Genomic DNA, 14,553 nt, shown 5'->3' on the forward strand with positions numbered 1-14,553 from the left:
CTTGCATTGTTCGAACAAGCTATACGGCCGTATCGGCTAACAGAATGACCATGCCGCAAGGTGCTGTTTCACATGGACGCGAAAAAGGGCGCTTTCCCTACCATTGCCCGGGCGCATCGCCACTTGCCGATGCAAAGCCTTGGACCAGGCGAACCCTTGGGATGCGCCGACACGGTTTCAGGCGGCGCCAGACTCCCCCGTCCGGTCTCCGACTCGCGAGGGTCGCCATCGCGGCGACAAGATGGAAAATAATTTCCATTATGCGGCGTTTGGGAATATATTTATCGAAATGGGCACAGCCACACGACAGGGAAAGCCGACGCCATGGCCGTCATCCGCCGCCGCCTCGCCACCATTCTGGCCGGGACCGCCCTCGCCGCTCTCATGGCGCTCGGCACGGAAGCCAGGGCGGACACCGCCCCGCCGGCCGTGGCCCAGGCCTATGCGCCGACGGCGGAGAACCTAGCCGCGCGGCAGTGGTTCCAGGATGCCCGGTTCGGCATCTTCCTGCACTGGGGGCTGTATAGCGAACTGGGCGGCGCCGGCAAGATGGGTATCGCCGAATGGATCATGGATGAGAACCAGATCCCCGCCCGCCATTACGAACGCCTGGCTCGGTTCTTCAACCCCACGGCCTTCGACGCCGACGCCTGGGCGCAGACCTTCAAGGCGGCGGGCGCCCGCTACGTCGTCATCACGTCGAAGCACCATGAGGGCTTCGCCATGTTCGCCAGCAAGGCCAGCCCCTACAACGTCGTCGACGCCACACCCTTCCATCGCGATCCGCTGGCTGAACTGGCCGCCGCCTGTCGCAAGGCCGGGCTGAAGCTGTTCTTCTATTATTCGCAGTTGGACTGGCACCATCCCGACTATTTCCCCCAGGGCACCACGGGCCATGCCTCGGAGCGGCCGGCCGGCGGCGACTGGGACCGCTACATCGATTTCGAACAGGCGCAGCTGCGTGAGTTGCTGACCCACTATGGGCCCATCGGGGGCATCTGGTTCGACGGCTGGTGGGACCAGAAGGACACGGCCATGCGCGACCGCTGGCGCCTGGATGAGACCTACCGCCTGATCCACAGCCTGCAGCCGGCCGCCCTGATCGGCAACAACCACCACCAGACGCCCTTCCCCGGCGAAGACTTCCAGATGTTCGAGCGCGACCTGCCGGGCGAGAACAGCATGGGCTTCAACAAGGCCGGTGTGAGCGCCCTGCCGCTGGAAATGGCCGAGACCATGAACGGCTCCTGGGGTTTCAACATGATCGACGACCAGTACAAGTCGACGGCGACGCTGATCCGCAGCCTGGTGGGCGCCGCCGGCCGCAACGCCAACTTCCTGATGAACACCGGCCCCATGCCCAATGGCGAGCTGCAGCCGGAGAACGTCCAGACCCTGAAGGAAATGGGACAGTGGCTGAAGCGCTATGGCGAAAGCGTCTACCAGACCCGGGGCGGTCCCGTGACGCCGCGCCCCTGGGGCGTCACCACCCAGGCGCCAGGCCGCGTCTACGTTCATGTCCTGGACTGGAAGGATGGCCCTCTGTTCCTGCCGCTGACCCAGGCCGTGCGCAAGGCGACCCTGCTGCGCGACGGCAGCGCCGTGCCGGTGCAGCCCCGACCGGATGGACTGGAACTGACCCTGCCGGCGACGGCGGGCGAGGGCATGGACGGTTGGGACCGGGTGATCCGCCTGGATCTCGGCCCCTGACCGGGCCCGTCAGCGGCGCATGAGCCAGTCGTGCGCGGGGTCGTTGCGGAATATCCAGCGCCGCTCCGGCCCCGCCATCACGTTCAGATAATAGAGGTCATAGCCGTGCGGCGCGCCCACCGGATGATAGCCCCGGGGGACCATGACCACGTCGCCGTCCTGCACGCAGATGGTCTCATCCAGGCTGCGATCATCGGTGTAGACGCGCTGGAACGCGAAGCCCTGGGGTGGGTTCAGGCGGTGATAGTAGGTTTCCTCCAGCGCCGTCTCGTGCCCGGCCTCGGCCGTGTCGTGCTTGTGCGGCGGATAGCTGGACCAGTGGCCGCCGGGGGTGATGACCTCCACCACCAGCAGGCTGTCGGCCGGCTTGCCCTCCGGCAGGATGTTGCGGACATGGCGGGTGTTCGTGCCTTGGCCCCGCACCTCGCGCGGCATCTCATCCGCCGCGATGACGCGGGCCTGGGCGCCGGCTTGGCCCGGCGCGGTGCAGACCGCCAGCTCGACGGCGGCCGTCGCCACCACGCGATAGGGCTGGCCCGCCGGCACGTAGACCGCGCCGGGCGCCTTGTCGTCGAAAACGCTGGCGCGGCCGCCGACGGAGCCAAGGTCCTGGTCCCCCGCCGTCACCCGCGCCGTGCCCGACAACACCACCAGGCAGGCCTCACGGCCCGGCTCCACCCCTTCCAGGGACTGGCCCGGCGCCAGCCGGTGCAGGCGGAAACCGACATGGGTCCAGCCGGCGCTTTCCGGCGTCACCTCCAGCACGCGGCCATCGGCACCGGGCGCCTGGGAGCGCACCAGCAAGGGCGACGCGCTCATGACGCCACCGTCAGGCCGGCTCCCGCCGCCGCCTGTTGCAGGTGACGCAGGCCCATTTCGCCGTACTGGCGCGGGTCGGCCTTGGCGGGATCCTGCTCCGCCTCGATGATGACCCAACCGCTGTAGCCGATGTCGGCCAGGGCGCGCATGACGGCGGCATAGTCCAGGCGGCCGTCGCCGGGCACGGTGAACATGCCGTCCAGCACGCCGTCCAGGAAGCTGCCGCCGCGGTCCATCAGGGCCTGGAACACCGGCTGGCGCACATCCTTGCAATGGACATGGGCCACGCGGGCCGGGTGGGCGCGGATGACCTCCACCGCGTCGATGCCGCCCAAGGCGGCGTGGCCGGTGTCCACCGTCAGGCCCACGGATGGGCCGGTACGGGCCAGGAACTGAGCCAGATCGTCCGGCCGTTCCACCACCGTGCCCAGATGATGGTGATAGGCAAAGCGCAACCCCTGCCCCGCGATGTAGTCGGCGACCTCGGTCAGCCGGCGGCCGAACACGGCCCATTCGGCGGCATCCAGCCGGGGCGTCTGCGCCAGCGGGCGGGTGCGGTCGCCATGGATGGCGTTGCTGGTCTCGGCATGGACGAAGACGGTGCTACCCATGGCCTTCAGCAGGGCCAGGTGCCCTTGCAGGGCGGCGATCTCAGCCGCCGCGTCCTGGACCAGCAGGTTGCCGCTGTACCAACCGCCCACCAGGTCCAGGCCATGAGCGGCCAACAGGGGCTTCAGCGCCTGCGGATCACGGGGGAACTTGCCGCCCAGCTCTATGCCGCTGAACCCGATGGCGCGGGCGTCGGCCAGCACCGTTTCCACCGGCGTCGCCCCGCCCAGCTCGGGCATGTCGTCGTTGATCCAGGCAATGGGACTGACGCCGAAGCGGATGGACCCTAAGCGGGTAGACATGGGGGCTGATCTCCCTAACGTTGGTCTTTTGTCTTCTCGTCATACGCCGCGCGGGCCTGGCGGACGGCCGCCCGGTCGGACACCTCGGGCACGGCCACGTCCCACCAGGCGCCGCCGGCGGCGGTGGATACGGCCGGGTCGGTGTCGATGACGATGACCTGCACGCCCGTGCCCGATCGCGCCTCGGCCAGGGCCGCCTCCAGCGCGGCGATGTCCGCTACCTTGCGCGCCGTGGCGCCCAGGCTGGCGGCATGGGCGGCGAAGTCGATGGCGGGCAGGGCCGCGTGGCGCGTGTCGGCCAGCAAATTGTTGAAGGGCGCGCCGCCGGTGGCCCGCTGCAAGCGGTTGATGCAGCCATAGCCGCGGTTGTCCAGCACGGTGATGGTCAGCTTCAGGCCCAGCATGGCGGCCGTGGCGATCTCGGAATTCATCATGAGATAGCTGCCGTCGCCCACCACGACGTGAACGTCGCGCTCCGGCTCCGCCATCTTCACGCCCAGGCCGCCGGCGATCTCATAGCCCATGCAGGAATAACCGTATTCCACGTGGTAGCCGCCGGGCCGCCGCACCCGCCACAGCTTGTGCAACTCCCCCGGCAAACCGCCGGCGGCGCAAACGACCACCGCATCCTCGGCCGCCTGGCGCCATAGGGCGCCCAGCACCTGGGCGTCCGTGGGCAGGACGTTATCCCCCCCTGGGCCCCCCGGCGCGGCCATCGCCGCCTCCCACGCCTGATCCCAGGCCAGCGCCGGGGCCGCCAGGGCCCGCGCCCAGTCCGCCGGCACGCGCCAGCCGGCCAGCAGCGGCGCCAGGGCCGCCAGCACGGCGGCGGCATCGCCCACCACGCCCACCGCCCCCTGCTTGACCGCGTCGTGAGCCGAAACGTTGACCTGCACCAGCGTGCGCCCCGCCCCCCGGAACAGGGCGCGGGATCCGGTGGTGAAATCCTGCAGGCGCGTGCCGATACCGATGACCAGGTCCGCCTCGGCCGCCGCCGCGTTGGCCACGCCGGTGCCCGTGACGCCCACAGCGCCCAGGTTGGACGGATGATCCCAGGGCAGCGCCCCCTTGCCGGCTTGCGTCTCCGCCACCGGAACGCCGGTGGCCGCCGCCAGGTCGGCCAGCAGGGCTTCCGCCCCGGCGTACAGCACGCCGCCGCCGGCAATGATCAGGGGCCGCCGCGCCGCCCGGATGCGCACCACCAGGTCGGCCAGGTCATAGGGGTCGGCCGGCGGGCGGCGGAACCGCCACAGGCGGGGGGCGAAGAAATCCTCCGGATAATCCCAGGCCTCGGCCTGGACATCCTGGCAGAAGGCCAGGGTGACGGGGCCGCAGGCGGCAGGATCGGTCAGGACCGTCATGGCCTTGGGCAGGGCATCCAGGATCTGCTCGGGCCGCGTCAGCCGGTCGAAATAACGTGAGACTGGCCGGAAACAGTCATTGGCCGAGACGGTGCCGTCGCCAAAATCCTCGATCTGCTGCAGCACCGGATCCGGCCGGCGGCTGGCATAGACGTCGCCTGGCAGGAACAGCACGGGCAAGCGGTTGACGTGGGCCAGGGCGGCCGCCGTCACCATGTTGGTGGCGCCCGGCCCGATGGAGGTGGTGCAGACCATGGCCCGCCGGCGGCGCGCCTGCTTGGCGAAGGCGATGGCGGCGTGGGCCATGGCCTGCTCGTTATGGGCACGATAGGTGGGCAGGGCGTCCTGGCTGCACTGCAGGGCCTCCCCCAACCCGGCCACGTTGCCATGGCCGAAGATGGCCCAGCAGCCGGCGAAGTAGGGCACCGCTTGCCCGTCCGCGCCCTCGACCCGTTGCGCCGCCAGATAGCGCACAGTCGCCTGGGCCGCCGTCAGGCGCAGCACCCTGCCGCTCACGCCTTTTGCCCTTCAGTCACGGCCGCGCGGGCCTGCCGCCAGGCGTCCACCAGGGTCTTCAGCTTGCCCGCCATCATGGCCACCACCTGTTCATCGTCCAGCCGGTTGGCAAGCCAGCCGCGCGCGACATCATAGAAGATGGTCCGCCCGACGGCGAAGCCCTTGACAATACCCGAGGGGGCCGCCGCCTGGAAGGAGGCCAACAGTTCCTCCTCCGGCGCCGAGAGGCCCAGCAAAACTACGCCCCGGCAATAGGGGTCGTTTTCCAGCACCGCCATTTCAATATTGCGCCAGGCTTCGGGGTCGGTCACCGGCTCCAGCTTCCACCAGTCGGGCTTGATGCCCAGGGCATACAGGCGGCGGATGCCGCGGGCCACCGTCATGGCATCGACGGGCAAGCCGGCCGGCACGATCATCTCGACCAGCAGTTCGTGCCGCGTCTTGCGGCAGGCATCGAACAGGCGCAGCAGCTGCCGCTCCTGCCGGTCGCGCATGTCGGCGGCGTCGTCCGGGTGATAGAAGACCAGGCACTTGACCACATGGTGCAGGGGCCATTCCGCCAGCTCCGTCGCCACGTCGGCGGAGCTTTCAAACACCAGCGGGCGGGACTTGGGCACCTCAATGGGGCGGCCGATCCAATAGGGGTCGTCGGCGGAACTGGCCAAGGCCTCGAAGCCATAGCGGCCATCCAGCAGCAGGCCGAAGCGGTCGTCGCCGCCGGCCACCGTCTCCACCGCCCGCAGGGCTAACGCCTTGAACAGCGGGATGCGGGCCGGATCGGCGCCCAGCTCCGCCACCAGATCCTCGAACTGGCTGCGGTGGTCCACGGCCAGCACCGTCAGCTCGTCATAGCGGTGACGCCGGGTGGTGGCCCAGTGGATGTGTTCCAGCTCGGCGCTGTCACGCAGGCGGTGGGGCAGGCTGGGCTGGGCCAGGAACCATTCCAGTTCCGGCCAGGTGGGCATGGCGGGAGCGCAGCCGTGGCGCGACACGACGATGGCGCCGCAGGCGTTGGCCCAGGCGCAGCAGCGCTCCAGCGGCTCATCGCGCAGCCAGCCGCGCAGGAAGCCCGCCATGAAGGCGTCACCGGCACCCAGGACGTTGAATACCTCGACCGGGAAGCCGGGTACCACGACGCCCTCTGCCAGGGTGGCCGGAATGGCACCGGGGAAAACGGTGCAGCCGCCCGCCCCCTGCTTGCAGACGATGAGGGCGCCGGTCTGCGCGCGGATGGCGCCCAGCGCCGCCAGCGTGTCGGTCACGCCACCCAGGATGTGGATTTCCTCCTCCGTGCCGACGATCAGGTCGCACAGCGGCAGCACCTCGCGCAGGCGGGTGGTGACACCCTCATGCGCCACGAAGCGATCCTCGCCCCGGTCGCGGCCGGCCAGGCCCCACAGCACCGGGCGGTAGTCGATGTCGAACACCACGCGACCGCCGTTTTCCTTCACCAGCCGCGCCGCCGCCACGCTGGCGGCGAAGGCCTGGGGTTGGGACAGGTGGGTGCCGTTGATCAGCACCGCGCCGGTGTGGCGCAGCCAGTCGCGGTCCAGATCCCCCACGTCCAGCGCCATGTCGGCGCAGTTCTCGCGATAGAAGATCAGGGGGAAGTTTTCGCGGTCGCGGATGCCCAATACCACCAACGCGGTCAGCCGGTCAGGGTCGGACACGACACCGGTGACATCAACCCCTTCCCGCTCCAGCTCTTCCCGGATGAAGCGGCCCATATGGTCCGCCCCCACCCGGGTGACGAGCCCCGTGCGCAGGCCCAGGCGGGCGCCGCCGGCCGCGGTGTTGGTGGGACTGCCGCCCAGGTACTTGGCGAAGGACGCCATGTCCTCCAGCCGGCCGCCGATCTGCTGGCCGTAAAGGTCGACGCTGGATCGGCCGATGGCGATCAGATCCAGCGACTTGGGATGGGTTTGGACGGGGGATTGCGCAGAAGACGCCATGCCGGTTCCAGCCTTGGGGGCGCCGGATCAGCGCCCGATAGAATGGAACATATATTCCACGTTCAATGTTTTTGTAAATAACGTATCGCCAAACGGGTCAGGCTTTCCGGCGGCGGGGCCGCGATACGCCCCTGGCGCTCGCCCGTTCGCGCTCGAACGCCAGGCTGATCACCAGGGTTTGCGCCAGGCACAGCGAGGCCGCCAGCGAGCGGAAGCCGCGCACCTCGGACTCGCGCACCTGCAGGACATGGACCGCCATCTTGGCCATGGGGCTCACCAGGCTGTCGGTGATGGTCAGGACCTTGGCGCCGGCGCCGGCTGCCGCCTCGACGGCATGCACCGTTTCCTCGGCATAGGGGTGGTAGCTGACGGCGATCAGCAGGTCGGATTCCCCAACCGCGCCCATCTGCTGGCTGGTCAGACCGCCCACGCCATCGACGAAGATGGTGCGCTTGCCCACCTGTTGGAATGAATATGCCAAATATGACGCCACCGGGAACGCGCGCCTGAAACCCATGATATACAGGGTTTGCGCCTGGTCGATCAGCTTCACGGCGCGCATGAGGTCGGCCTTGGTCATGGTCTGACCCAGGTTTTCCAGCGCCAGCGTGTCGCGTTCCACGAATTCCGCCAGCAGGTCGCCGCCGTCGCCGCCTCCCGCCTGGTGGTCCAGGGCGGCGTTGAACTGGCGCACGCGCTCGCCATAGCCCAGGGCGGTGTGGTTGGCCAGCAGGCCATCGCGCAGCAGGCGCTGCATGGGCATGGCGCCGGAATAGCCCAGCGCCTTGGCGAAGCGGACGATGGCCGAAGGCTGGACGCCCGAGCGTTCCGCCACCACGGCCAGGGTTTCCAGCGCCAGGTCGTCCGGATGGTCCAGGACGAAGCGGGCGATCTGCTGCAGCCGCTTGCTGAAGGTGTCGTAGCGTTCCAATATGGCGGCCCGCAGTTCCTCGGCCGTGCGCGGCACGGTGGCACTCCCCGTCATCGCCCCTCCAAAATCCTATGTGACCCCAAGAATAGACGCTCACCGGGTGAAGGCAACGCCGCCCGGCGTTATGGATATTCCATCATACTCCATGGTATGATATTTTCATTCCATAATGTGTTGATGACCGCCCCGCCGGCGCCGAAAAGGCCGGTCAGCCGGGCGGCCGGGCCTTGACAGGGAGCCTGCATGTTCGACATCGCCATTCTGGGCGCCGGCCGTATCGGCCGCATCCACGCCCGCAACGTCGCGGCCCACCCGGCCCTGCGCCTGAAGTACGTCACCGATCCCAACGCCGCGGCCAGTGACGCCGTGGCGGCCGAAACCGGCGCCACGGTCACCGACCTGGACACGGTCCTGGCGGACAAGAGCGTGCGCGGCGTGATCATCGCCAGCTCCACCGACCTGCACCTGGACCAGGCCGCCCGCGCCATCACCGCCGGCAAGGCCGTGCTGTGCGAGAAGCCGCTGGACATGGATCTGGCCCGCGCCCAGGCCGCCGCGCCCGTCCTGGGTGGCGACGTTCCCCTGATGCTGGGTTTCAACCGCCGCTTCGACCCGCACTTCGCCACCCTGAAGGCCCGACTCGAGGCCGGCGCCGTGGGGGCGCTGGAGACCCTGCAGATCACCAGCCATGACCCGGCCCCGCCGCCCGTCAGCTACATCAAGGTGTCCGGCGGGCTGTTCAAGGACATGGCCATCCACGACTTCGACATGGCCCGCTGGCTGTTGGGCGAACCGGTGGTGGAGGTGTACGCCGCCGCCAGCTGCCTGGTGGATCCGGCCATCGGCGAGGCCGGGGACGTCGATACCGCCAAGACCATCCTGCGCACCGCCACGGGCAAGCTGTGCGTCATCAGCAACAGCCGCCGCTCCGGCTATGGCTATGACCAGCGCATCGAGGCCTTCGGCTCGCAGGGCCTGCTGCGCGCCGACAACATCCTGGAAAGCAGTGTCTCGACCTGGGGCGGGGCCGGCGGCAACCCGGGGGCGGCCAGCGACGCCTTCCAGAACTTTTTCCTGGACCGCTATGCCGAGGCCTATCGGCAAGAGGTGGCCCATTTCACCGAGATCCTGGCCGGCACGGCCAAGCCCAGCGTGGGATACCACGACGGCGTGGCGGCCCTGGCCCTGGCGGAGGCCGCCGCCCAATCCGTCGCCACCGGCCAGGCCGTGCGCCTATGACGACGGCCCCGGCGCCTGCTTCCCAACCGGCCCTGAGGCCCGTCCGTGGCATCGGGCTGGGCGGCGGCCTGGCCGCCAACATCCTGAACATGGTGGGCATCGGCCCCTTCATCACCATTCCCTTGGCCATTTCCGCCATGGGCGGACCGCAGGCCATGCTGGGCTGGCTGGTGGGCGCCGTGCTGTGCGCCTATGATGGCCTGGTGTGGGCGGAGCTGGGGTCCGCCTTTCCCCGCTCCGGCGGGCCCTACCATTACCTGCTTCACGCCTTCGGACCCGCCCGCCTAGGCCGTCTGTTCAGCTTCCTCTATCTGTGGCAGTCGCTGCTGATCGGTCCGCTGTCCATCGCCTCAGGAACCGTGGGCCTGGCGCAGTACGCCAGCTTCCTGGCGCCGGACATGAAGCCCTGGCACATGATGGCCATCGCGGCGGCCGTCTGCCTGGTGAACACCGCCCTGCTGTACCGCGACATCCGCTCCATCCAGCGCCTGTCCATCGCCATCACGGTGGTTGTGGTGGCCGCTTGCCTGTGGATCGTGTTCAGCGGCGCCCTGCATTTCGATGCCAGGCTGGCCTTCGACTTCCCTGAGGGCGCGTTCAAGCCCACGGGCGCCTTCTGGATGGGCATGGGCTCCGCCACGCTGATCGCCGTCTATGATTACGGCGGGTATAACAACGTCTGCATGATCGGCGAGGAGATCAAGAACCCCGGCCGCACCATCCCCCGCGCCGTGCTGCTGTCCATCGCCATCGTCGCCGTGCTGTACCTGGGCCTGAACCTGTCCATCCTGGGCACCCTACCCTGGCAGACGGCGCAGAAGTCCGGCGCCGTGGTGGCGGATTTCATGCAGGTGATCTATGGCCGCTGGGGCGGGGTGGTCGTTTCCGTCCTCATCCTGATTGCCAGTTGGGGGTCGGCACTGGTGGTGCTGCTGGGCTTTTCCCGCGTGCCCTACGCGGCGGCGGTGGACGGGCGCTTCTTCAAGCCCTTCGCCCGGCTGCATCCCAAGGGGCGCTTCCCCACCGTGTCGTTGCTGTTCATGGGCATGGCCTCGGCTATCGCCTGCTTCTTCTCGCTGGCCGACCTGATCGCCGTGCTGATCGTCATCCAGACCTTGTTCCAGTTCACCGCCCAATGCGTGGCGGTGGTCATGCTGCGCCGGCAAGGGGCAGCGGCCCCGGGGCAGTTCCGCATGCCGCTGTACCCCCTGCCCGTCATCATCACCATCGCCGGCTGGCTGTATATCGTCGCCACCAGCCAGCCCCGGCACATCGCCATCGGTATCGGCATGCTGGCGCTGGGTGTCGCGATCTATCTGGCGCAATCGCGGCGCGAGGGGGCCTGGCCCTTCCGGATGCCGGCTTGGCGGGCGCCATGACCGTGACCAAGACCCATGACGTGGCCGTGGTCGGCGAACTGTACATCGACCATGTGCTGAGCGGCTTCACCACTTGGCCCCAGCCGGGTGAGGAGGTGGTGACCGACGCCTACACCCGCGAGGTGGGCGGCGGGGCCGCCAACACCGCCTGCGGCCTGGCCCGCCTGGGCCGCGCGGTCCAGCTGGTGGGCATCGTGGGCGAGGCTGACGCCGCCTGGTTCCGGCAGCGCCTGGCCCCTTATGCCCTGGACACCGGCGGCCTGCGTGTCGGCGACGGCGCCACCGGGATCAGCATCAGCGTCTCCACCCGCGAGGACCGCTCGTTCTTCACCCATATCGGCGTCAACCGCGCCCTGCCGGCCCTGCTGTCCGACCCGGCGACGGTGGCCGGCCTGGCCCGCGCCCGCCACGTGCATTTCGCCCTGCCGCTGGATCGTGCGGTGGCCGACGCCCTGCTGCCCGCCCTGCGGGCCGCCGGCTGCACCACCTCGCTGGACGTGGGTTTCCAGCCCGGGTGGCTGCCCGATCCGGCCAACCACGCCACCTGCCGCGCCGTCGACCATCTGTTGCCCAATGAGAAGGAGGCGGCGCTGTTCTGCGGCAGCGACGTGGCGGAGGACTATCTGTCCCTGGCCCGCCGCCTGGCCCTGCCCAATCCCGTCCTGAAGCTGGGGCGGCGCGGCGCCCTGGGCCTGGACGGCGACACGACCCTTGGCGCGGCCCCACCCCCAGTGGACGCCATCGATACCACCGGCGCCGGCGACGCCTTCGACGCGGGCTACATCGACGCGCTGCTGGACGGTGCGCCGGTGTTGGAACGCCTGCGCCGCGCCTGCATATGCGGCGCCCTGTCCACCCGGGTGGCGGGCGCCTTGGGGGGTATCCCCGACCGAACGGAACTATGGAGCACTTATGAGCAATCCTACCGATCGTAAGATCGCGATGATCGGCGGCGGCGGCGTGCGCACGCCGCTGGTCATCTTCGGCATCAACGAGGCGGCGGAGGCCCTGGGCGCCCGCGAGATGGTGCTGTACGACCCCGACCAGGAGCGTCTGAAGGTCATCGCCGCCCTGGGCCGCGCCGTCGTCGCCAAGGAGGGCGGCAGCCTGATCATCCGGGAAACCGCCTCTGTCGAGGACGCGGTGGAGGGCGCCGACTTCGTCCTGAACAGCGTGCGCGTCGGCGGCATCGCCTCGCGCGCGGCCGATGAGCTGGCGGCCATCAAGCACGGCTATCCAGGGCAGGAAACCACCGGCCCGGCCGGCGCCGCCATGGCCCTGCGCACCGTGCCCGTGGCCCTGGACCACGCGCGGGTGGTGGAGCGGCTGGCGCCCGGCGCCTGGATCGTCAACTTCACCAATCCCGCCGGACTGATCACCCAGGCCATCAGCACCCACACCAAGGCGCGGGTGGTGGGCATCTGCGACACCCCCACCGAGTTGCTGCACCGCATCACCCTGGCGCTGGACGCCCGGCATGACGAGGTGGTGTGCGATTATGTCGGCCTGAACCATCTGGGCTGGGTGCGCCGCATCCGCCTGCGCGGCGAGGACGTGACCGACCGTGTGCTGGACGACGACAGCATCCTGTCGCAGCTGTACACCGCCCCGCTATTCGACTTCGCCATGATCCGCACCCTGCGGCTGATCCCTACGGAGTACCTGTTCTTCTACTACAGCCGCCGCCGCGCGCTGGAGAACCAGAAGCGCCAGGGCAGCAGCCGCGGCACGGAGGTGGAGCAGCTGAACCACGAGCTGTTCGCCACCCTGAAGGACCGGCTGGGGGCCGACGACGGCGAGGGGGCGGTCGCCGCCTACGCCGCCTATCTCAACCGCCGCTCCGGCTCCTACATGAAGCTGGAGGCCTCGGCCGGCTCGGCCTTCGACAAGGACGCGCCCTTCGACGAGGATCCCTTCCGCGTGGCCAGCGGCTATCACCGCATCGCCCTGGACGTCATGACGGCGCTGTGCGGTGACAAGCCCGCGCGCATCATCGTCAACACCCGCAACGATGGCGCCGTGCCCAACCTGCCGGACGACGACATCGTCGAAACGCCTTGCCAGATCAGCCGCGACAGCATCATTCCGGAACCGCTGGAGCCCCTGCCGGACGAAGTCCACGGCCTGGTGCAGTCGGTGAAGTCCTATGAGCGGGCCGCCATCCGGTCGGCCATGAACACCGACCGGCTGACGGCGCGCATGGCCTTCCTGATCCATCCCGCCATTGGGGAGTGGGAGCCGTCGGACCCCCTGCTGCACGATCTGCTGGACCGCTGCATCCACTGCTGATCCCCCGACTGCTGACACGGGCCTCGCGAGGGAGAGGACAGCCCATGAGATACCGTCACGTTGATCAAGGGTTTTTGTCAGCCAGCGAGCTTTGGCACGAAGGGCTTTCGGGCCTTAGCGACGGCGTAGACGGCGACGAGAAGCTTTCGCATGGCGGCGAGAAGGGCAAGCTTGGGGGGCTTTCCCTGGGCGCGCAGGCGGTCATAGAAGGCTTTGAGCCACGGGTTTCGTCGGACTGCGGTGAGTGTTGGCATCCACAAGGCGGTGCGCAGGCGGGCGTTTCCGATGGCAGTGATAGCGGCCCTGTTTGGCCGGCGCTTTCCGGAGTGTCGCAGGGCCGGGACCACCCCGACATAGGCGGCGAGGGCGGCGGCGCTGTCGAAGCGTGCGGGGTCGCCGAGTTCGGCGATGAGGCGAGCGGCGGTTCCGGGTCCGATGCCGTCGATGGAGGTGAGCAGCGAGCCGACCTCATGGTCATCGAGCAGCCGGGCAATGTCGCCGTCGCGCTCGGCGAGGCGGCGGCGCCACAGGTCGAGGTCCTGGCAGACGTCGCGGACCTGGACGCGGTAGGCGGTGCCGTGGTGCTGGCCGACCGAGCGTTTGGCGGCGGCGATGAGTTGGTCGGCCAGTTCGGCACCGACGGCGTGGCGGCCATCGTAGCGCAGCTTTGCGAGGCGACGGGGTGTGGCCTTGGCGACGGCCTCGGCGGTTGGATATTCGGCCAGGATTGCGGTGGCCAACATGCTGTCGAGGGTGCGGACGTAGCGGCGGAATTCCGGGAAGCCGAGATCGACCAGCCGGTGGAGTTGGCGGACACGGTCGTCGAAGTCCTGGCGCAGCCGGTCGCGGTGGCGGACCAGTTCGCGCAGGTCCTCGCTGGCCTGGCTGCCGAGCCGGGTGGCGGCCGGCCGCTTCTCACGGCCGAAGCGGGCAAGGCCGATGGCGTCGATGGCGTCGGTCTTGGTGCGCTCCAGGCTCTCGCCTTGGAAGCGGTGGGTGCGCAGCGGGTTGATCAGAGCGACCCCGTAGCCCTTGGCGGCCAGCACGGCGAACAGGTTCTTCCAGTAATGCCCGGTCGCCTCCATGACCACCAGCGCCTCACCCGGCGGCGCCAGAGCCGCCAGCAAGGTGCTGTGCCCGGTGGCGTCTTCGGCGATCGGCTTGGGTTTGACCAGGACTGTGCCGTCCGCGTCGATGACGGCGAAGACGTGGGTTTCCGACGCGATGTCGATGCCGACGAACTGCATGGCGCCTCCCGTACGGATGGGCCGGAAGCCTCGGAGCCGGTGCTCGTGCCCCCGCTTGTCCATGCGCGGATGACCGCCCCGATCGGGGCGGTCATCCGCCCCCTCGCCACGACACCGCCGGATACCGTCCGGGCAAAAAGCACCGGGCGAGGGCGCCAATCTCATGCACGAAGACATAACTTCGAGCGACCTGCGGCGA

11 protein-coding genes are annotated in these 14,553 nt (G+C 69.1%); 5 read left to right on the forward strand and 6 right to left on the reverse strand.

The window, feature by feature from the left end; genetic code table 11:
- The first annotated feature begins 324 nt into the window (after positions 1 to 324).
- On the forward strand, positions 325 to 1,710 hold the full coding sequence (locus Y958_RS30075) for an alpha-L-fucosidase (protein ID WP_244909709.1): 1,386 nt from the start codon (positions 325 to 327) through the stop codon (positions 1,708 to 1,710).
- A gap of 9 nt (positions 1,711 to 1,719) precedes the next feature.
- Here the strand turns inward: Y958_RS30075 and iolB are convergent, their stop codons facing one another.
- The 5 genes from iolB to Y958_RS30100 all read right to left on the reverse strand — a co-directional run bounded on the left by iolB (position 1,720) and on the right by Y958_RS30100 (position 8,254).
- Positions 1,720 to 2,529: a 5-deoxy-glucuronate isomerase gene (gene iolB, locus Y958_RS30080; RefSeq protein WP_088875581.1), complete on the reverse strand. Its 810-nt coding sequence runs from the start codon at positions 2,527 to 2,529 to the stop codon at positions 1,720 to 1,722.
- Positions 2,526 to 3,440, reverse strand: coding sequence for a myo-inosose-2 dehydratase (gene iolE, locus Y958_RS30085; RefSeq protein ID WP_088875582.1), 915 nt, complete (start codon positions 3,438 to 3,440; stop codon positions 2,526 to 2,528). Before iolE ends, iolB begins: the two co-directional genes overlap by 4 nt.
- 14 nt (positions 3,441 to 3,454) lie before the next feature.
- Positions 3,455 to 5,317: a 3D-(3,5/4)-trihydroxycyclohexane-1,2-dione acylhydrolase (decyclizing) gene (gene iolD, locus Y958_RS30090; RefSeq protein WP_211098812.1), complete on the reverse strand. Its 1,863-nt coding sequence runs from the start codon at positions 5,315 to 5,317 to the stop codon at positions 3,455 to 3,457.
- Entirely contained in the window at positions 5,314 to 7,269 is a 1,956-nt protein-coding gene (locus Y958_RS30095; RefSeq protein ID WP_088875583.1) for a bifunctional 5-dehydro-2-deoxygluconokinase/5-dehydro-2-deoxyphosphogluconate aldolase, read from the reverse strand. Before Y958_RS30095 ends, iolD begins: the two co-directional genes overlap by 4 nt.
- Positions 7,270 to 7,366: 97 nt before the next feature.
- Positions 7,367 to 8,254: a MurR/RpiR family transcriptional regulator gene (locus Y958_RS30100; protein ID WP_088875584.1), complete on the reverse strand. Its 888-nt coding sequence runs from the start codon at positions 8,252 to 8,254 to the stop codon at positions 7,367 to 7,369.
- A gap of 189 nt (positions 8,255 to 8,443) precedes the next feature.
- On the opposite strand from Y958_RS30100, the gene iolG reads away from it, so the two are divergent.
- From iolG to Y958_RS30120, 4 genes are read left to right on the forward strand one after another with little or no spacing between them, the layout of a single operon-like run.
- Positions 8,444 to 9,439 carry an inositol 2-dehydrogenase gene (gene iolG / locus Y958_RS30105; protein ID WP_088875585.1) on the forward strand — a complete coding sequence of 332 codons (996 nt, stop codon included), beginning with the start codon at positions 8,444 to 8,446 and terminating at the stop codon, positions 9,437 to 9,439.
- The gene (locus tag Y958_RS30110) at positions 9,436 to 10,818 is read left to right on the forward strand and encodes an APC family permease (RefSeq protein ID WP_088875586.1); all 1,383 of its coding nucleotides are present in this window, start codon (positions 9,436 to 9,438) and stop codon (positions 10,816 to 10,818) included. Before iolG ends, Y958_RS30110 begins: the two co-directional genes overlap by 4 nt.
- Complete coding sequence (locus Y958_RS30115; RefSeq protein ID WP_088875800.1) at positions 10,815 to 11,753, forward strand: carbohydrate kinase family protein; 939 nt, start codon at positions 10,815 to 10,817, stop codon at positions 11,751 to 11,753. The genes Y958_RS30110 and Y958_RS30115 overlap by 4 nt, the downstream gene beginning before the upstream one ends.
- Positions 11,731 to 13,107 carry a family 4 glycosyl hydrolase gene (locus Y958_RS30120; RefSeq protein WP_088875587.1) on the forward strand — a complete coding sequence of 459 codons (1,377 nt, stop codon included), beginning with the start codon at positions 11,731 to 11,733 and terminating at the stop codon, positions 13,105 to 13,107. Before Y958_RS30115 ends, Y958_RS30120 begins: the two co-directional genes overlap by 23 nt.
- Positions 13,108 to 13,184: 77 nt before the next feature.
- Here Y958_RS30120 and Y958_RS30125 read toward each other — a convergent pair whose 3' ends face one another.
- On the reverse strand, positions 13,185 to 14,354 hold the full coding sequence (locus tag Y958_RS30125) for an IS110 family RNA-guided transposase (RefSeq protein ID WP_186291158.1): 1,170 nt from the start codon (positions 14,352 to 14,354) through the stop codon (positions 13,185 to 13,187).
- Positions 14,355 to 14,553 lie beyond the last annotated feature (199 nt).

The organism is Nitrospirillum viridazoti CBAmc (assembly GCF_000730165.1).
GTDB lineage: Bacteria > Pseudomonadota > Alphaproteobacteria > Azospirillales > Azospirillaceae > Nitrospirillum > Nitrospirillum viridazoti.

What these genes read in the sequence shown, in the direction of transcription:
- Y958_RS30075 (WP_244909709.1), top strand. Translation starts at nt 325, where the DNA reads ATGGCCGTCATCCGCCGCCGCCTCGCCACCATTCTGGCCGGGACCGCC.
- iolB (WP_088875581.1), bottom strand. Translation starts at nt 2,529, where the DNA reads ATGAGCGCGTCGCCCTTGCTGGTGCGCTCCCAGGCGCCCGGTGCCGAT.
- iolE (WP_088875582.1), bottom strand. Translation starts at nt 3,440, where the DNA reads ATGTCTACCCGCTTAGGGTCCATCCGCTTCGGCGTCAGTCCCATTGCC.
- Y958_RS30095 (WP_088875583.1), bottom strand. Translation starts at nt 7,269, where the DNA reads ATGGCGTCTTCTGCGCAATCCCCCGTCCAAACCCATCCCAAGTCGCTG.
- Y958_RS30100 (WP_088875584.1), bottom strand. Translation starts at nt 8,254, where the DNA reads ATGACGGGGAGTGCCACCGTGCCGCGCACGGCCGAGGAACTGCGGGCC.
- iolG (WP_088875585.1), top strand. Translation starts at nt 8,444, where the DNA reads ATGTTCGACATCGCCATTCTGGGCGCCGGCCGTATCGGCCGCATCCAC.
- Y958_RS30110 (WP_088875586.1), top strand. Translation starts at nt 9,436, where the DNA reads ATGACGACGGCCCCGGCGCCTGCTTCCCAACCGGCCCTGAGGCCCGTC.
- Y958_RS30115 (WP_088875800.1), top strand. Translation starts at nt 10,815, where the DNA reads ATGACCGTGACCAAGACCCATGACGTGGCCGTGGTCGGCGAACTGTAC.
- Y958_RS30120 (WP_088875587.1), top strand. Translation starts at nt 11,731, where the DNA reads ATGAGCAATCCTACCGATCGTAAGATCGCGATGATCGGCGGCGGCGGC.
- Y958_RS30125 (WP_186291158.1), bottom strand. Translation starts at nt 14,354, where the DNA reads ATGCAGTTCGTCGGCATCGACATCGCGTCGGAAACCCACGTCTTCGCC.